General features: G+C 72.0%; 17 protein-coding genes. 10 read left to right on the top strand and 7 right to left on the bottom strand.

What is annotated here, in order from left to right; genetic code table 11:
- The first annotated feature begins 5 nt into the window (after positions 1 to 5).
- Both AB0B83_RS24825 and AB0B83_RS24820 read left to right on the top strand, forming a co-directional pair.
- A complete protein-coding gene (locus AB0B83_RS24825; protein WP_357580181.1) occupies positions 6 to 1,067 on the top strand; it encodes an aspartate-semialdehyde dehydrogenase in 1,062 nt (353 codons plus the stop codon).
- Positions 1,068 to 1,149: 82 nt separating this feature from the next.
- Positions 1,150 to 1,401 carry a helix-turn-helix domain-containing protein gene (locus tag AB0B83_RS24820; RefSeq protein WP_357580180.1) on the top strand — a complete coding sequence of 84 codons (252 nt, stop codon included), beginning with the start codon at positions 1,150 to 1,152 and terminating at the stop codon, positions 1,399 to 1,401.
- 58 nt (positions 1,402 to 1,459) lie between these two features.
- Here AB0B83_RS24820 and AB0B83_RS24815 read toward each other — a convergent pair whose 3' ends face one another.
- Positions 1,460 to 2,503 (bottom strand): hypothetical protein, encoded by a 1,044-nt coding sequence (locus tag AB0B83_RS24815; RefSeq protein ID WP_357580179.1) that lies wholly within the window; start codon positions 2,501 to 2,503, stop codon positions 1,460 to 1,462.
- 182 nt (positions 2,504 to 2,685) lie between these two features.
- Here AB0B83_RS24815 and AB0B83_RS24810 point away from each other — a divergent pair, with 182 nt between their 5' ends.
- Entirely contained in the window at positions 2,686 to 2,892 is a 207-nt protein-coding gene (locus AB0B83_RS24810; RefSeq protein WP_357580178.1) for a hypothetical protein, read from the top strand.
- Positions 2,893 to 2,906: 14 nt separating this feature from the next.
- On the opposite strand, the gene AB0B83_RS24805 is transcribed toward AB0B83_RS24810, so the two are convergent.
- Positions 2,907 to 4,328, bottom strand: coding sequence for a diguanylate cyclase (locus tag AB0B83_RS24805; protein ID WP_357580177.1), 1,422 nt, complete (start codon positions 4,326 to 4,328; stop codon positions 2,907 to 2,909).
- Between the two features lie 216 nt (positions 4,329 to 4,544).
- Here AB0B83_RS24805 and AB0B83_RS24800 point away from each other — a divergent pair, with 216 nt between their 5' ends.
- The 4 genes from AB0B83_RS24800 to AB0B83_RS24785 all read left to right on the top strand — a co-directional run bounded on the left by AB0B83_RS24800 (position 4,545) and on the right by AB0B83_RS24785 (position 8,772).
- Complete coding sequence (locus AB0B83_RS24800) at positions 4,545 to 5,327, top strand: phosphodiesterase (RefSeq protein ID WP_357580176.1); 783 nt, start codon at positions 4,545 to 4,547, stop codon at positions 5,325 to 5,327.
- A 19-nt stretch (positions 5,328 to 5,346) separates the two neighbouring features.
- A complete protein-coding gene (locus tag AB0B83_RS24795; protein ID WP_357580175.1) occupies positions 5,347 to 5,991 on the top strand; it encodes a histone deacetylase in 645 nt (214 codons plus the stop codon).
- Between the two features lie 330 nt (positions 5,992 to 6,321).
- On the top strand, positions 6,322 to 6,777 hold the full coding sequence (locus AB0B83_RS24790; RefSeq protein ID WP_357580174.1) for a lamin tail domain-containing protein: 456 nt from the start codon (positions 6,322 to 6,324) through the stop codon (positions 6,775 to 6,777).
- 288 nt (positions 6,778 to 7,065) lie between these two features.
- On the top strand, positions 7,066 to 8,772 hold the full coding sequence (locus AB0B83_RS24785; protein WP_357580173.1) for a bifunctional metallophosphatase/5'-nucleotidase: 1,707 nt from the start codon (positions 7,066 to 7,068) through the stop codon (positions 8,770 to 8,772).
- A 198-nt stretch (positions 8,773 to 8,970) separates the two neighbouring features.
- On the opposite strand, the gene AB0B83_RS24780 is transcribed toward AB0B83_RS24785, so the two are convergent.
- The gene (locus AB0B83_RS24780) at positions 8,971 to 10,254 is read right to left on the bottom strand and encodes an MFS transporter (protein ID WP_357580172.1); all 1,284 of its coding nucleotides are present in this window, start codon (positions 10,252 to 10,254) and stop codon (positions 8,971 to 8,973) included.
- 132 nt (positions 10,255 to 10,386) lie between these two features.
- Between AB0B83_RS24780 and AB0B83_RS24775 the strand changes: the two genes are divergently transcribed.
- Positions 10,387 to 10,860 carry a hypothetical protein gene (locus AB0B83_RS24775; RefSeq protein ID WP_357580171.1) on the top strand — a complete coding sequence of 158 codons (474 nt, stop codon included), beginning with the start codon at positions 10,387 to 10,389 and terminating at the stop codon, positions 10,858 to 10,860.
- Between the two features lie 66 nt (positions 10,861 to 10,926).
- Here the strand turns inward: AB0B83_RS24775 and AB0B83_RS24770 are convergent, their stop codons facing one another.
- From AB0B83_RS24770 to AB0B83_RS24760, 3 genes are all read right to left on the bottom strand, one after another.
- Entirely contained in the window at positions 10,927 to 12,846 is a 1,920-nt protein-coding gene (locus AB0B83_RS24770) for a hypothetical protein (RefSeq protein ID WP_357580170.1), read from the bottom strand.
- Between the two features lie 388 nt (positions 12,847 to 13,234).
- Complete coding sequence (locus tag AB0B83_RS24765) at positions 13,235 to 13,408, bottom strand: hypothetical protein (RefSeq protein ID WP_327029878.1); 174 nt, start codon at positions 13,406 to 13,408, stop codon at positions 13,235 to 13,237.
- Positions 13,405 to 13,623, bottom strand: coding sequence for a flavin reductase (locus AB0B83_RS24760; protein WP_327029877.1), 219 nt, complete (start codon positions 13,621 to 13,623; stop codon positions 13,405 to 13,407). Before AB0B83_RS24760 ends, AB0B83_RS24765 begins: the two co-directional genes overlap by 4 nt.
- Before the next feature lie 485 nt (positions 13,624 to 14,108).
- Here AB0B83_RS24760 and AB0B83_RS24755 point away from each other — a divergent pair, with 485 nt between their 5' ends.
- A complete protein-coding gene (locus AB0B83_RS24755; protein WP_327029876.1) occupies positions 14,109 to 14,333 on the top strand; it encodes a winged helix-turn-helix domain-containing protein in 225 nt (74 codons plus the stop codon).
- 624 nt (positions 14,334 to 14,957) lie between these two features.
- A complete protein-coding gene (gene uppS, locus AB0B83_RS24750) occupies positions 14,958 to 15,740 on the top strand; it encodes a polyprenyl diphosphate synthase (protein WP_327029875.1) in 783 nt (260 codons plus the stop codon).
- 169 nt (positions 15,741 to 15,909) lie between these two features.
- Here the strand turns inward: uppS and AB0B83_RS24745 are convergent, their stop codons facing one another.
- Positions 15,910 to 16,608 (bottom strand): HAD-IA family hydrolase, encoded by a 699-nt coding sequence (locus tag AB0B83_RS24745; protein ID WP_357580169.1) that lies wholly within the window; start codon positions 16,606 to 16,608, stop codon positions 15,910 to 15,912.
- Positions 16,609 to 16,821: the final 213 nt, after the last annotated feature.

Raw genomic sequence — 16,821 nt, 5'->3', positions numbered from 1 at the left:
CCACCGTGTCGCCGCTGCCCACCCTGGCCGTGGTCGGGGCGACCGGTGCCGTCGGCACGGTGATGTGCGAGCTGCTCAGCGGCCGCAAGAACGTCTGGGGAGAGATCCGGCTGCTCGCCTCCGAGCGCTCGGTCGGGCGGCGGGTGCGGTGCCGGGGCGAGGAGCTGACCGTCCAGGCGCTGACCCCGGAGGCGTTCGACGGCGTCGACGTGGCGATGTTCGACGTCCCGGATGAGGTCTCCGCGCGCTGGGCCCCGATCGCGGTCGGCCACGGGGCCGTCGCGGTGGACAACTCCGGCGCCTTCCGGATGGACCGCGACGTCCCGCTGGTGGTGCCGGAGATCAACCCCGAGCAGGTACGCAACCGGCCGAAGGGGATCATCGCCAACGCCAACTGCACCACGCTGGCGATGATCATCGCGATCGCTCCGCTGCACCGCGAGTACGGGCTGCGCGAACTGGTGCTCGCCTCCTACCAGGCGGCCTCCGGCGCCGGCCAGAGCGGCGTGGACACCCTGCACGCCCAGCTCACCAAGATCGCGGGGGACCGGGTGCTCGGCTCCCGCCCCGGCGACGTACGCCAGGCGGTCGGCGACGACGTGGGCCCGTTCCCCGCGCCGCTGGCGCTCAACGTGGTGCCCTGGGCGGGTTCCCTGGCCGACGCGGGATGGTCGTCCGAGGAGATGAAGCTGCGCAACGAGTCGCGCAAGATCCTCGGGCTGCCCGACCTGAAGGTCTCCGCCACCTGCGTACGGGTGCCGGTGGTGACCGGCCACTCCGTCGCGGTGCACGCGGTCTTCGCCACCGAGGTGGACGCCGAGGGCGCCCGCGAGGTGCTGCGGAACGCGCCCGGGGTGATCCTGGTCGACGACCCGGCTTCGGGCGAGTTCCCGATGCCGATCGACGCGGTCGGCACCGACCCCTCCTGGGTGGGCCGGATCCGCCGCGCCGTCGACGACCCCCGCGCCCTGGACTTCTTCGTCACCGGCGACAACCTCCGCAAGGGCGCCGCCCTGAACACGGCCCAGATAGCCGAACTCCTGGCCAAGGAACTCACCCCCCGCTGACCCACCCCGGCACGTCTCACTGCGGCGTGCCGAGGTGCTGCCCACGCGGCGCTCCGAGTCTCTGCCGCGAGGGTTTGCTCGCGTGGCGCTCCGTCGCGCGGAGCACGAGGCGACGAACCTCGGCGCCGAGGCGCTGCCGCTCGACCGGCTCGGCCGGCCGCCGGCCATGACCCCGGAGAAGGTCGCGTACGCGCTACAACTGCTCGCCGAACCGAACCGCACGATGACCTCGATCGCCAAGCTCCTCGGCGTCTCTCGCAGCACCCTGTACAACGCGCTGCCTGGCCTCGTTCCGGCCCAACGCGACGACCAGGCCGCCCTGCAAGACCGGTGAGCAGCGGCATTGGTGCTGTCTGGTTCGTGATCGGCGCGCTGATCTACGTCAACAACGGCTACCGCCGGTCGGCGCTGGCCCGGCGCAGCCCGTCCGGTCCCTCCGGCTCGTCCGGTCCGTCGGGGCGCTCCGCGTCGGCCGGGCGGTAGCCGAGGGCGGGCGGGAAGGCCAGCAGCAACGCCATCCCGAGGCCGGCGAGCACCCCGGACAGCGAGTTGAGCACGTCGGAATCGGCGCTGTTGATGGCGGTGTTGCCGGCCAGCGCGGTCAGCGGCGCGCCCGGGTTGAGTGGCAGGGTGCCGATGACCACGATCAGCAGCATCGCGTACGGGCCGAACAGGGCCGCCAGGGCAGCGAGGGCGTGCCACCGCCAGACAGGCCGCCCGCCCGGCCAGTCCCAGGCCAGCAGGGTGACCCCGGTCAGCAGCACCGCGCCGAGCAGCACTCCGGGAAGGATCCGCGAGCCGGGCGGCACCGCCCGCACCAGCAGGACGGCGGCGACGGCCGCCGCGCCGATCCCGACCGCCAGCCGCTGCCGGGCCGGGTGCCACCCCGGGGCCGCCGCCAGCGCGCAACCGAGGGTCAGGGCGAGCAGCAGCAGGCTCGTGACGACAGCTGCCCGGTTCAGTTCCGGCTCCCGGTCGGTCGGTGACTCGATGCCCGCGGCGATCAGCACCGACACTCCGGTGACGCAGGCGGTGGCGACCAGCGCCCGCCGATCGCGGCCACCGCGCTGGCGGCGTACGGCGAGGGCGGCGGCACCGGCGACGGCCGCGCAGCCGGCGACGGCGAGCAGCACGGTAAAACCCGCGCCGGTGGGGTCGGCCCGGTCCACGGCTACGTCGACGGCCATCCACGCGCCGCCCAGCAGCACCGCCGGAACGCTCCACCGGCGGTTGCCGCCACCGGCCAGCACGAGCCCCGCCACCGCCCCGACGATCGCCACGAAGCGCAGGTCGCGGGCCCAGTAGGCGTTGTTGCCGCGCAGCGCCTCGGGCCACGGCCCCACCTGCTCTGTCAGCGGTTGCAGGACGGTCATCCCGAGCGCCCAGAGCACCGCGGCGACCGCAGCGAGGAGGAGCCCGGCAGGACGTATGCGCATGGCCCGCACCCTAGTCGGCCGTCCCCCCGACCGGCGGCCCCGGAAGACCGTGAGGCCGCACCGGCGAACCGGTGCGGGCCCACTGGTCATGGGCGGGTGCTATCGCTTGTTGCCGGTATTGCCGGTGTTGCCGACCGGACCGACGCGGGCCCCGTTCCCGGCCCGAGGTTGACGGTAGGGCGGTGGCCGAGACATCGCGGGGGACCGACAACGACGGCGGGGAACTGCTGCCCGCGGGGCGGCGGCCGAAGGACGTCGAGGTCTGCCACCGGTGTGGGGCGTGGATCGCGGACACCGCGCTGCACACCCGGTGGCACGCCGGCGTCGCCCGGGTCGAGATGCCCCCGAACGAGCAGAAGCCGGTGAACGTCGCCCGCCGCCGACGGTGACCGGACGGAGGCGGTCAGGCGGGGGCCAGGCGTACGCCGTCGCGGCCGTGGTGTTTCACCGCGTAGAGCGCCTGGTCGGCGCGGCGCAGCGTGGCCTCGGGTGACTCGCCGGGGCGGGGAAGGGCCACCCCGACGCTGATCGTGCGGCCGATCTGCCGCGCCGCCTCGGCCAGGCGCTCGGCGATTCGGACCGCCTCCTCGGGGCGCCCCACCTCGATCACCGCCACGAACTCGTCGCCGCCGATCCGGTAGAGCTCGTCGCCGTGCCGCAGCGCCCCCTCCAGGGCCCGGGCCAGCCGGACGAGCACCCGGTCGCCGGCCTGGTGGCCGTACGTGTCGTTGACGGCCTTGAAGCCGTCCACGTCGATCGCCAGCAGGGCCGTACGCCCCGGGGTCGCCGCGGCGATCCGCTGGCCGAACGGCCCCGTGTGCCGCAGCCCGGTCAACGGGTCCGAGTTGGCCTGCTCGCGCAGGCGGGCCAGGGTACGCAGCCGGTCGAGGCAGCTCCACGCCTGGCCGGCGAGCAGCTCCAGCAGGTTGACCGTGGTCGGGTCGGGGCGCAGCAGCCGTTCGTCGGCCACCAGCAGCACCCCGCCGTCGTCGGGCCGGCCGACGGGCACGGCGACCAGCGTGCGCACCCCGGCCCGGGTCAGCGGCCGGTGGTCGGGCACGGGCGGGTGTCCCGCCTCGCCGAGCGTGTAGCCCACGCCGTGGCGGTGGGCGCGAGCCACGAGTCCGTCCAGCGCGGCGGGGTCCGCCTCGGTCAGCTCCGCCCGGATCCGGGCCTCCAGCTCGCCGGGGGTGGCCGGCGGCGTGCCCAGGCGGGGCCCGTCCGGGCCGGCGAGCACCAGTACCGCCGCGGAGAGCGTGGACACGTCCCGGGCGGCGGCGATCGCGGCGGCGAACAGGTCCCACTCCGTCGACGCGGAGGTCAGCGCGGCGGCGTGCCGCAGGAGCTTCTCGCTGCGGCTCTCCGGTGGTGGCCCGCCGAGCGCCACGATCCGGGCCCCGAGGCGGGCCGCCAGCCGCTCGGCGGTGTCGCGCCACGGGCCGAGGTCGGCCGGGCCGCACCACTGGAGGTCCAGCACCCCGATGGGCCGGCCCGCCGGGTCCAGCACCGGTACGCACACCTCGGCGGTGACGTCGGGGCGTACCGGGATGTAGTCGGGGTCGGCGGCGACGTCGGGCACGACGGCGGTCTCGCCGGAGGCGTACACCCGGCCCACGATCCCGGTCTTCGGCGGCACGGTGGAGAAGACCTGCCAGGAGCCGGTGGCCGCGACGCAGCGGAGCCGGTCGTGGACGTGCAGCAGGACGGAGATGGTGGCCGGCGCGTGGCGGGCGAGCGCGGTGACGGTCGACCGGCACGCCTCGACGACGGTCGACGCCATGGGGAGGCGGACCGTGACGTCACGGATGACTCGCTCGTGATCCACTCGGCACGTCGTTCCAGGTAGGGAGGGCCGCGACCGGCGGGCGGGCCCGCGATCAAGCGTACTCAGGCAGGCGCGGGACCAGCGGGAACCAAGATCGTCGACACCTTCGTACACATGTGCCATCCACAGGCTGTGGACAGGGCCTGTGGGTACGGGCGGGCCGCGCGCCGGGGCCCGCGGCGATAGCGTGAGGGTCTCGGTCGAGTGGAGGCACCGATGCTCATCGCCCAGCTCAGTGATCCGCACCTGACCACCGGCGTGCTCGCCGCCGAGCCGGCCGCCGGCCTGCACCGCGCCCTGGGGCGGGTGCTGGCGCTGAACCCACGGCCCGACTGCGTGGTGATCACCGGCGACCTGGTCGACCGTGGCCGCCCCGACGAGTACGCGACCCTGCGCGAGGTCATCGGCCGGTTCCCGCTGCCGGTGCACCTGGTCGCCGGCAACCACGACGACCGGGAGTCGCTGCTGGACGCGTTCGGGGGCACGCCGTGGCTCGGCGGCGGCTTCTCGGCGCACTACCACGTGGACCACCCGGAGGCGACTGTCGTGGTGCTCGACTCCCTGATGCCGGGCGGGGGCGACGCCGGCTGCCTCGGTGCGGACCAGCTCGGCTGGCTGGACGGGGTGCTGGCCGGTCGACCCGAGGTGCCGGCCGTGGTCTGCCTGCACCACCCGCCGGCACCGGTCGGCATCCCGTTCCTCGACGACATCGGGCTGACCGACGGCGACGAGCTGGCCGAGGTGGTCGCCCGCCACCCGCACGTGGTCCGGGTGGTCGCCGGGCACGTCCACCGCCCGGTCACCGTGACCTTCGCCGGCACGGTGCTCACCACCGCGCCGAGCACCTGGCGGCAGAGCTCCCTCACCACCAGCGCCGACGACCAGTTCGGCTGGGTCGTCGAGCCGACCGGCTTCCTGCTGCACAAGGTCACCGGGAGCGGTTGCGCCACGCACCTGGTGCAGGCCAGCCACGCCGCCGGCATGACCTGCGGCTTCTGACCGCCGGGACCGGTCGGCCGTGGTGGGCGAGGTCTGGTACGTCGCGTACGGGTCGAACATGCACGCCGCCCGGCTCGGCTTCTACCTGGCGGGAGGCTGCCCGCCCGGCGGGCGGCGGACGTATCCGGGCTGCCGGGACCCGCGACCCCCCAGGCGTACGGTGCCGGTGTCGCTGCCCGGCGGCGTCTACTTCGCTGGCGAGTCGCGGGCCTGGACCGGCGGGATGGCGTTCTACGACCCGGCGCTCCCCGGCGAGGCGGCGGCCCGGGCCTACCTGCTCGACGTCGGGCAGTTCGCCGACGTGGCCGCCCAGGAGATGTACCGGGAACCCGGCGCCGATGCCGGCCTGATCGCCGAGGCCGTCGCCACCGGGAGGGCCACCCTCGGCCCCGGCCGGTACGAGACCCTGCTCTGCCCCGGCCGGCTCGACGGGCTTCCGCTGCTGACCTTCACCGCCCCGTGGGCGGCGTCCGAGGTGCCGTGGCGTGCCCCGGCCCCGGCCTACCTCGACATGATCGCCCGTGGCCTGCGCGAGTCGCACGGCTGGGACGCCGACCGGATCGCCCGCTACCTGCTGGCCCGGCCGGGGGTCGCCGGCGCCTGGGACGCCGCGGCCGTCGCGGCGCTGCTCGCCGGACCGGACCGGCGCCAGGTGCCGGGCTGACCACCTACCGGCCCGAGTGGCCGGGCTGACCACGGACCGGCGCCAGGTGCCGGGCTGACCGCCGCACCGTACGGCCTCCGACGCCGAACGCCGGGCGGGGGCGGGACGCTCGGTGGCCGTCGTCGCACCGCACGGTGACCCCGGCGGTCGGTCGGACGAGCGGCGCCGTCCCGCCGGCCGGCAGCGGATCAACCGGGCGGACGCAATCGCCCGTGACGGCCGTTTCACCGTCCACAATCGCCGCCGGAGATCGATAACCTCGGCCGGCCGTGCGCGGGCACGGCTCATCCGCCGGCTCCACGACCGGCCGTCTGTGTGTGGGGGAATCGCATGAGGAGAAGGCTGATCGGTCTCGCGGTGGCGCTCGCCGTCACGGTGGGCGTGTCGCTGACCACCGCCGGCCCGGCCCAGGCCGCCACCCCGGCCGTCCAGATCACCAAGGCCTACTACAACTCGCCCGGTGCCGACAACCGCTCGAACTCCAGCCTGAACGCCGAATACATCCGGCTGACCAACCGGCGCTCCACCACCGTCAACCTGAAGTACTGGACGCTGCGCGACCAGTCCAACCACGTCTACAAGTTCTCCGGCGACTTCCGGCTGGCCCCGGGCGCCAGCGTCTTCGTGCACACCGGGAAGGGCACCAACAGCTCGACCCACCGCTACTGGGGCTCGGGCGCCTACATCTGGAACAACACCGGGGACAAGGCGTCCCTGCGCAACTCGTCCGGCACCCTGATCGACTCCTGCTCGTGGGGGAGCAAGGGCAGCTACACGTACTGCTGAGGCGGGCGGCCGGCCCCGGGCACCCGGGGTCGGCGGCACCTCTCCGCCGGCCGGCGCCCACGCTGCCGGGCATGTCGGAAACGCCCGTCCGGATGGTCGCCGGCCGCGAGTTTGCGCAGGTCTGTGCCCCCGCCCCGGTCGACCGGGGCGGGCGACGATGAGAAGCTGTCCGCGACGCGGCGGCGCTCGGCCACCATCGCCACCGCGACCGAACCTGTCGACGGCGCGGCCCGCCCCCGGGGTGGACCGTCACCCGGGTGCCCGCGCCGGCTTCCCACGAGGAGTTCCATGTCCATCCCCGGGATGCGCCGGGCCGCCATCGGCCTGACCGCGCTCGCCGTGACCGCCTTCGGCGCGGTCACGACCACCCCCGACCAGGCGGACGCCGGCCCGAAGCCGGTCGCCGTCAAGCTGCTGGCCCTCAACGACTTCCACGGCAACCTCGAACCGCCGTCCGGCTCCAGCGGCTCCATCGCCGGGCAGCCCGCCGGCGGGGCCGAACACCTCGCCACCCAGCTCGCCGAGCTGCGCAGGCACGCCAAGAAGCAGAACACGATCACCGTGGCGGCCGGCGACCTGATCGGCGCCTCCCCGCTGCTCTCCGCCGCGTTCCACGACGAGCCGACCATCGAGGCGCTCTCGCTGGCCGGGCTCGACTACGCCAGCGTCGGCAACCACGAGTTCGACGAGGGCGCTGACGAGCTGCTGCGCATCCAGAACGGCGGCTGCCACCCGGTCGACGGCTGCGTCGACGGCACCCCGTACGAGGGCGCCGGCTTCCAGTACCTCTCCGCGAACGCGTTCAAGACCGCGACCGGCCAGCCGCTGCTGGCGCCGTACGCCATCCACAAGGTGCAGGGCGTCAAGGTCGGCTTCATCGGCATGACGCTGGAGGGCACCCCGCGGATCGTCAGCCAGCAGGGCGTCGCCGGCCTGACCTTCGCCGACGAGGCGCAGACCGCCAACCGGTACGCCCGGGAGCTGCGCCGCCAGGGCGTCGAGACCATCGTCGTGCTGCTGCACGAGGGCGGCACCCAGGACGCGACCGGCGGCATCAACGACTGCAAGGGCATCTCCGGTCCCATCGTGGACATCGCCAACCGGATGGACCCGTCCATCGACGTGGTCGTCAGCGGCCACACCCACCAGGCGTACAACTGCGACATCGCCGGCAAGCTGGTCACCAGCGCCAGCTCCTTCGGTCGCCTGGTCACCGACATCGACCTCTCCATCGACCGGCGCACCGGCGACGTGATCAGCGCCAAGGCCGAGAACGTGGTGGTCACCAGGGATCTCGCCAAGGACCCGGCGCAGACCGCGCTTATCAACCGCTACAAGACGGTGCTCGGCCCGGTGGCCGGCCGCGAGGTCGGCCGGACCACCCAGGAGATCAAGAAGACCCAGGAGGTCCTCTTCGGTACGACCCTGGGCGAGTCCCCGCTGGGCAACGTGATCGCCGACGCGCAGCTCGCCGCCACCGACGACGAGCAGGGCGCCGTCGCGGCCTTCATGAACCCCGGTGGCGTACGCGCCGACCTCGACGCCGGCCCGGTCACCTACGAGGAGGCGTTCACGGTGCAGCCGTTCGGCAACAACCTCGTGACGCTCGACCTCACCGGCGCGCAGCTCTACTGCATGCTGGAGCAGCAGTTCGTCACCGGCCGGACGCTCTACCCGTCGTCGACCGTCCGCTACGTCGTCGACCCGGCCGGCACCACCGGCACCGTCGCCGACGCCTGCACGGGCACCCGGGTCGTCCGGGGCAGCCTCACCCTCGGCGGTGTGGCGGTCACCGCCGACGCCACGTACCGGGTCACGGTCAACAACTTCCTCTCCGGCGGCGGCGACGGCTTCACCGTCCTCACCGGCGGCACCAACGCGGTCACCGGCATGATCGACCTGGACGCGTTCGTGGCCTACCTGACCGCCGAGTCCCCGGTCTCGGCGCCGGCCCTGGACCGCATCCGCACCACCGCGGAGGTTCCCACCGCCTGACGGCAGCGGTACGCACCCGACGGGCCCCGGAGCATCCCTTGCGGATTCCGGGGCCCGTCGCCGTCAGCAGCGTCGGGACCGGACGCTCGGTGCCCGCCGGCCACGGCCCGCGCGCCCGGAGGCCACGGCCCGCGCGATCGGCAGCCGCAGCTCACGCGACCGCCGCCCACGGTCCGCGTGCCCGTCGGGGCGGGGCGGTCAGGCCTTGGCCGTAGCCGGTTCGGTGGCCGGCGGGGCGGCCGGCGCGCGGCCGTCCTGGGCCGGCGTGAGCAGCCGGCGCAGGGAGAGCGCGATGAGCGAGGCCACCAGGCAGCCGCTGACGACCACCCCGACCCAGATCCGGCCGTCGGCCGCACCGAGCAGCGGGCCCGCCGTGACGGGGCCGATCACGCCGCTGATGCCGAAGATCATCGAGCTCATGGCGTTGTACCGGCCGCGCAGCGCGTCCGTGGCGAGCGCGTTCGTCAGCGCCGGCATCACCGGCGACAGGAGGGTCTCGCCGAAGCCGAAGATCGCCGAGCAGGCCACGACGCAGAGGGCGGCGAGCAGCGCGTTGCCCGGTCCGACCACGCCCCCGGCCCCCAGGACCAGCCAGGCGATCGCGAAGACCGCGCCCACGACCGCCAGCCCGCCCGTGCGGCTGCGCCCCTCCATCCGTCGCAGGACCAGCAGCTGGGAGAGCACGATCATCACCGTGTTGCCGGCCAGCGCCCAGGCGACCACGCGCGGCGTCACCTCGGCCACCCGTATGGCGTAGGCGGTGAAGCCGACCTCGATCTGCGCGTAGCCGCAGGTGGTCAGGACGAGGCCGAAGATGACGAGCCGCCGGAACGGACGGTCGCGCAGCACGGTGAGGTAGCCGCCGGCCGACGTCCGCTCCCCGGCCGGTCCGGCGGCGAGCCGGTGGCCCACGTGCGGCAGGGTCAGCAGGATCAGCGCGGGCATCAGATAGCTGATCGCGTCGAGCACGTAGATCGCCTGGAAGGTGATTTCGCGGGTGGTGTCGACGATCGCGCCGGACGTCAGGCCGCCGACGCCGATGCCGAGGTTGAGCAGGGCGAAGTTCAGCCCGAAGACCCGCTGCCGCTCGTCGGCGTCGGTGAGCGAGGCGAGGATCGTGTTCTGCCCGGGCCAGATGACCGAGCTGCCCATCGCCACCAGCGTCATCACCCCGAACGCCGAGGCGCTCGAGTCGACCAGGGCCAGCGACCCGGTGCCGACCGCCTCGATCAGCAGGCCCGACAGCAGGATCCGGCGGGCGCCGAACCGGTCGATGAGCGCGCCGCCGATCGGCGAGAGCGCCAGGGTGATCACGCCGTACCAGCCGATCACCAGGCCGGCGCGGGTGTCGGTGAGACCCCGGACGTCGGTCAGGTAGATGAACAGGAACGGCAGGGTGAGGCCGCGCCCGATCGCCGACAACAGCGTGCCGACGAGCATCCGCTGAGCTTCATAACGGCGGGGCAGGGCGCGACTGAGCATCCCCCGATTCTGTGTGCTGGGTGTGACACAGCGCGAGACCTTTCCGCGCCGAGTTTCCCGTTCGCCTTGTGCGCGGGGTCACACCACAGGCGCGTCGGCGGGGCGTCGTACCTCTCTGCGATCCTGGTCGTGATGACCACCACCTGGCGACACCTGCCCGCACCGGCCCGCGAGATCGCCGCCGCCACCACCGACGCGGTCGCCGCCGCCCGCGAGCGCGCCCCCGAGGCGTACGACGTCGCGGTGGCCCGGCTCGCGGCGGCCGACCGGTCGGGCCTGGTGCTCGGCGCGGTGGTCCGGCTGCTGCTGGAGGAGACCCACCCCGACGGCCTCGACGGCGACGACGTCCGTCAGGTGCTCGAAGGCTGCGTCCGCGACGCCGCGCAGTGGCGGCCCGATGTCGACCCGCACGTGGTCCTCGTCCTGTTGGCGGGCGCCCTCGGCGTCTACGACCCGGACGGCGACGAGTCGCCCCCGGACCCGCCCGCCGTGGCGCAGCACGCGCCGCTGCTCGTCGCCGACCTGCTCGCCGTCACCGGCAGGCCCGTCGAGGGCTATCTGACCGCCGCGTTCACGGAGATCGCGCGCACCGAACAGCAGGACTGACCGGCGCCGTCGTACGTGACGGAGGGCCCGGCAGGTGCCAGGCCCTCCGTCACCTACGAGCAGGGCTCAGGAACTGGCCGCCACCTCGAACGAGTACCAGTTGCCGTACTCGCTCCAGGTGCCGTCGGGCTTGACGGCGTACACGGTCAACAGCACCCAACCGCTCGTCGTCGGCGTCCAGGTGACCGTTGCGCGACCATCGGCATCAGCCGCGATCTCGGTCAGCTCCTCGCCGTCGACGAAGGAGTACCGGTAGGCCACGGTGTCCGTCCAGCCCGGCGGCGGGGAGAAGGTGAAGGTTCCTGCGACTCCCACTCCGCCGACCGGCGAACCGTCCGGCGGCTGGACGTAGACGTCCGACTTGACGCCCGGGCCGGGGTAGAAGTAGGTCGACCAACTGGCCTCTGTGGAGATGAAGCCGTTGTCGCTGATGCTACGTACCCGCACCGAATGCCCTTGCGGGTTGCCGGCGATGAAGCTGAAGTGCGCGGTGCCGTCCTCTGCGGCCTGCCTCGTCTCGCGGTCGCCGTTGTCCAGGACGATCTCGTATTCGCGGACGCCGGTGACGCCGGTCGCCGGGGCGAACTTCAGCACCACCTCCTGCCCCCACTGCGGATCTCCGTTCTCGACCCGGACATCCGGCGCGGACCAGGGAATGAACGTCTTGTAGACGGTCTCGGCCGAGATGTTGCCGGCGAGGTCGAGGGAACGCACGGTCAACTGCTGCGGCCCGGACCCGGTCGGGTTCAGGGTCACGGTCGCCGAGCCGCCCGGGACGTCTGCCCTGACCGTGTTCGGCAGGCTGAACGGATCGCGGCAGACCAACTGGCCCAGGTCGCCCGAGGCCGCGCACGTGTTCACCCCGAGGCCGTTCCACGAGTACTGGAAGCCCGCCACGTCCTTGTTGCCGCCGCCGGAGAAGGTGAAGATGCCCGGAACGCCCGCCGGGGCCTGCTCGCCGCTGTCGTCGGCCGGGTAGTTCGCGGAGGCAACCGTCGGTGCGGTGGGGCTGGTGCCGTCGTAGGTGAAGAAGCACTTCTTCGACCAGGCCGAGAAGTCCGCCCCGTCACCCACCCGGGCCTGCCAGGCGTACGACTTGCCGTCAACGAGCGTGCCCGCCGGCAGGTTGGCCGTGTGCACCCGACCCGAGATGGCGTGCTCGCTGGTGAAGACCTGTCGGGCCGCCGCATCGCCCGTCGGCCAGATTGCGAACTCGCTGGTCAGGCGGCGCTCGTCATCCGGGTCCGCGTCGGTGCCGAGAGCCTGGAGCACGTTGGCGAAGCCGCCCAGCCGTGGGTACGGACGGAACTGGGTGCACGGGAACCCGCCGTTGTAGAGGTGGGCGTTGTCGCCCTTCGGCACCGAGTTGTACTGCGTGGTCAGGCCGACGCTGCGGTACCAGTTGAGCCGACGAGCGTAGGTCGGGTCGCTCTCGTTGGCTTCCGGGACGCGGATCTCGAACGTGATCCGGCGCTGCTTGCGCGCCACGGCGTCCTGCACGGCGGCACCGACGTCGAACGACAGGGTCGCCTTCGGGCACCATTCCGGGGTGAGGACCTCGTCCAGCTTGGTCAGCGCCTCAGGAGCGCTGTTCCAGGTCGGCGTGGTGCTCACCGGCTTGGTGCGCCAGATCTCGATCGCCCGCTTTCCGCAGTCGGCGGCGCTGTACTCCTCGATGAAGACCGTCCCACCGTAGATCTTCCGGCCCTCGTAGGCGGACAGATCGAAGGTGGCGTAGACCCGGGAGGTGTGGCTGACACCCGCGTCGTCCACAGACGTGCCGAGCGGCATGTGTGTCTCGTCGTTCCACCCGTACGCCTTGCGCGGCGTGGCGGAGTCGGTCCAGCCGATCTGGATCGACGGAGTGCTTTCGTAGTGTGGGGCCGCGACGGCGGGACTGCCGGTCGCGACGAGGGCGAGCCCGCTGACGCCCAGCGTCAGCGCGAGCGCGCCGATGAGGCCACGACGTGGCCAGGTAACTATCACAGTGGATGGCCCTCCCCGAATCCAGCCGGGGTCGTCCGGCCGGAAAGCTGCGGACATCAAATCGTGCAGGTTCGATAAACGGCAACAGCCTTTCGGGCGCTGCTGCACGTCCCAGACGTCATGGTCATGGCCGATCCGTTGGCGCTGACCGCAGCAGCGGGCAGGGGGCCGTTCGCAGCATCATCGGGTGCCTGTGTCACGCAGGTCGGCCATGGCCGACCCGACGGCGGCGACGTCGACCGGCTCGCCGACCCGACGACCTCTTCGTCCCGAACTCTCGGCGAGTGGGCCGGATCGAGCTTAGTGCGAGGTCAAGGGGCCCGCTGACGCACCTCTCGGCTTCGTTCGGCTGGCTCGGTTGCTGTACTTCGCTGCTGTACTGCTGGCGTCAGATGAGGCGCTGGATGCGGACCTTGGGCTGCTCGTTCCTGAGGTGTCCTTCCTTGTGTTGGCGGACCTGCTCGTCCCAGACCTCCTGGTCGTAGTCGGGGTCGGGTGGGATCCACTTGTGGGAGCCGTCGCTGTAGTGGAACTTCTCGTCGCCGGCCCGCAGGATGCTCATCGGGTCCAGCCGAGGAACCGACGGTGCAGGCGGCCGGCGGGAACGTGGGCCAGGTCCTGGGCGGCGTCGACGAACTGGGCGGCGAGGTAGAGGGCCAGCGACACCGGGGCACGGTCGTACTCCGCTCGTAGTTCGCGCCGTCGGGGCTGGCAGGGCCAGTCGGCACCGCAGCCGCCGCACGTCCAAGCCGGTGTCACCGGGAGGTGTGTCGTCATCGCGGCGCATCCTGGCTCGGCCAGTGGCCGCGGTTGATCGGGATGGGATGACGGCTTCGGCAGGGCAGGTCGCTTCCGCAGCGGCAGATACGCCGCCAGTGCCGCCACGACCAGACGGGCCGGTGCCGGCGGGCGAGCGTCAACGCCGCCGCCAAGACGTACTCGTCGTAGGGCACGCGTCGCCGGCTGTTGTTCTGCCTCTGGTGGTAGCCGGTGTCCCGCACGGGACCTGCGGTCGGAGAAGTTGCATCGTTCGGTCTGGTCACTGTGCCTCCCCGCCGACGCTGAGGATCCCGTGGGCACCCGGTCAGCCGTGTCCGGAGACAGGGCACCCACGGCAGGACGACCCGGCCGCCAAGCTGGGTAGCCCCACCAGCAACTTAGGACGCAATGTGCGCAGGGTCAACAGCTACGACACATAGCGTTGTAAGTCGAGCCGGAGGTGTGGTCTGCTTGCACCAGCCGCCAAGCTGGGAGCACCACCTATGTCTGAAGCCGCCTACCTACAGGTAGCCCGGGATATCCGCGAGCAGGTCAGCTCCGGCCAGTTGAAGCCGGGCGACAAGCTGCCCTCGTTCGCCGCCCTCTGCGAGCACTACAAGGCCAGCAACACCGTCATCCGCGCCGCCATGCTCCTACTCAAGGCCGAAGGGCTGATCGACGGCCGGCAGGGCAAGGGCGTCTACGTCGCCAACCCGCTCCCCCGGTAAGGGCGGTCGTCCATCGAGGCTCGACACCTCGCTTATCCCCTCTGTGTGGATCGTCCGAGGTCGTCTTCTGTCCACGTTCGCGAACCTCGGGCGACTGTCCGCACGCCTCCGCCGACGGGCGCCCGTACGCCGGTCGCTGTCAGCAACTCCACCCGACCCAAGCTGTCGTTCCGGGCGATGACCCGTTGGGGTGCCGGTCGTGCAGTTCCGCTGGAAGTAAGACCCCCGGTCGCCCGACCTCCCGCGTGATCCTCGGTACGGCTGCTGACCTGCTGGAACGCCTTCCGTCAACTTCCGGCGTCTTCCGCTGTTACTCGCGCTCGGTTGTGCCGAATCTGTGCCCGACCTTCAAGCGATGGGTTGCGGCGTGGTCCCCGCTGACTGCCCGGTCGCAGCCTGACGCCTCGCTTACAAGAACCGTGCGCTTCGTCTGCCTGCGTCCGCATCCGTCGCCCGCCTCGGCCGACCGTCCATGCGGCGCCGGGCGTGGTCGTCTTTGTTCCGGCTCGTAGCTGTCACCGTTGCTGTCGACAGCCCGCCCGGGCAAAGGTCACAATTCCCCGTCCGCCTGACGTTTGAGCAGCCGGGCCAACGCCAGCGCCGATGAGGTGATTTCATTCGATCATGATGCAGCCCATACGCCATGGCGCCTACCGGTTCTACGCCCGCCGCCTCCGCGCCCAACTGGCCGGGAAGTCGCTGCCACGGCACGTGGCTATGGTGATGGACGGGAACCGCCGGTGGGCCAGGCAGGTGGGCTTCGATGACCCCGGGGTGGGCCACCGGTACGGCGCGGAACACGTCCACGAGGTACTGGGCTGGTGTGCCGACATGGGCATCCATCACGTCACTCTGTTCATCGCCTCCGTCGACAACATGCGTAAACGGGCATCCGAAGAAGTGGAGAACCTGATGCGGATGATCGAGGAGGTCGTCGCGGAGCCGCTCCTCCGCCCGGCCAATCCCTGGCAGCTTCACCTGGCCGGCCGTGCCGACGTCCTACCCGACTCGACACGCCACGCCCTGAAACTCGCGGAAGACGCCACCCGCGAACGCGGTGCCGAGTTCCATCTCACAGTCGCCATCGGCTACGACGGCCGCGAGGAAATCGTCAGTGCAGTTCGCTCCCTGCTGGAACAGGAGGCACGAGCGGGCGCCACACTCGACGACGTCGCCCAGCGACTAACCGCCGAGGCTCTCGCGGCGCACCTGTACACCGGCGGCCAACCCGACCCTGATCTGGTCATCCGCACGAGCGGAGAACGCCGCATGTCCGGGTTTCTGCTCTGGCAGGCCGCCTACTCCGAACTTTACTTCTGCGACGTGTACTGGCCCGGCTTCCGGAAGATCGACTTCCTGCGCGCCCTGCGCTCCTACTCGGCCCGCAGTCGACGATTCGGAGCGTGACAACCACATCCCCCTGCTCCCGGTTCCGTGGCGCAACCGCAAAGACCGGCGACCGTCAGACGTTGAAGCGGAACTCAGGTGCGCCCTGCCGTGGCCTGCGGCAGCCTGGTCGCCGCGCTGGTCACGTCCCGTTTTGGGCTCACGTCATTGGTCGCTGGTTGCCGACGTTTCACGCTGTCTTGTGCCCCGTGTGTGCCCCGGACGGCTCCATGACCTTGAACGGCTCTCGAAGTATGGCGGGCAGGTCGCCCAGGGTATCGAAAGCCAGTCCGCCCCAGCCCGGGTCGGTGTCGTTGTGCTCCGTGGTCCGGAAGACGGTCATACCGACCGCTGCCGCCCCCGCCAGCTCACCGTCTGCGCCGTCACCAACAAAGACGCACTCCGCCGGTCCAACGCCCAAGTGCTCGGCAGCAAGGTGATAGATCGCCGAGTCGGGCTTGGCCAGCCCGACATCGCAGGAGAAGACCGCGACATCGAACCGTTGGGCGAGCGGACTCTGCGGCCATGCCTCGGCAGTGTCCGAGGTGGCGTTGCTGATGAGTGCCAGCGGATGCCCATCGCTGCGTAGCGCGTCGAGCACATCCAGGGTGGCGGCCGAAATGCTGTCCAGCACCCGACGCCCGAGGGCTCGCCGATGCTCACCGGCCCGTGTCACCTGTTCGATGGTTGGTGTGCCGCCGAGGCGTCCGGCGAGGATGCGAATGGTCTCCTCCACGTCCCACCGGACCAGCCGGTCCCGCCAGGTGGCGTGGTACGCGGCAACCAGCTCGGCCGGAGCTACCCCGACCATGACCGCCATCTCGCCGACTACCCGGTCACGCTCCTCGTCGGCCCCCTGGATCAGGGTATGGAAGAGGTCGAAGATCACTGGCCGAGACATCTCAGCATCCTACTGAGATCGCCACCGCTGTCACCTTGCCTGCCATCCCGTCTGCCATCGACCCGCCCGTGTGGGGAGCGGGCCGCCGCCCGGCCCGCCACGTCAAGCGGACCTTGACGGCTCGTACGGACGCTGGCGGGCCGGGCCTGCTCCACCACGGCCAGCAGCCGGTCGCGTCCCCGCTCCGGCTCCCCGGTGAGG

It is taken from the genome of Micromonospora sp. NPDC049060 (assembly GCF_040649055.1).
GTDB classification, from domain to species: domain Bacteria; phylum Actinomycetota; class Actinomycetes; order Mycobacteriales; family Micromonosporaceae; genus Micromonospora; species Micromonospora reichwaldensis.
Note: the sequence above shows the minus strand (reverse complement) of the source record. Positions and strands in the feature narration are given on the sequence as shown.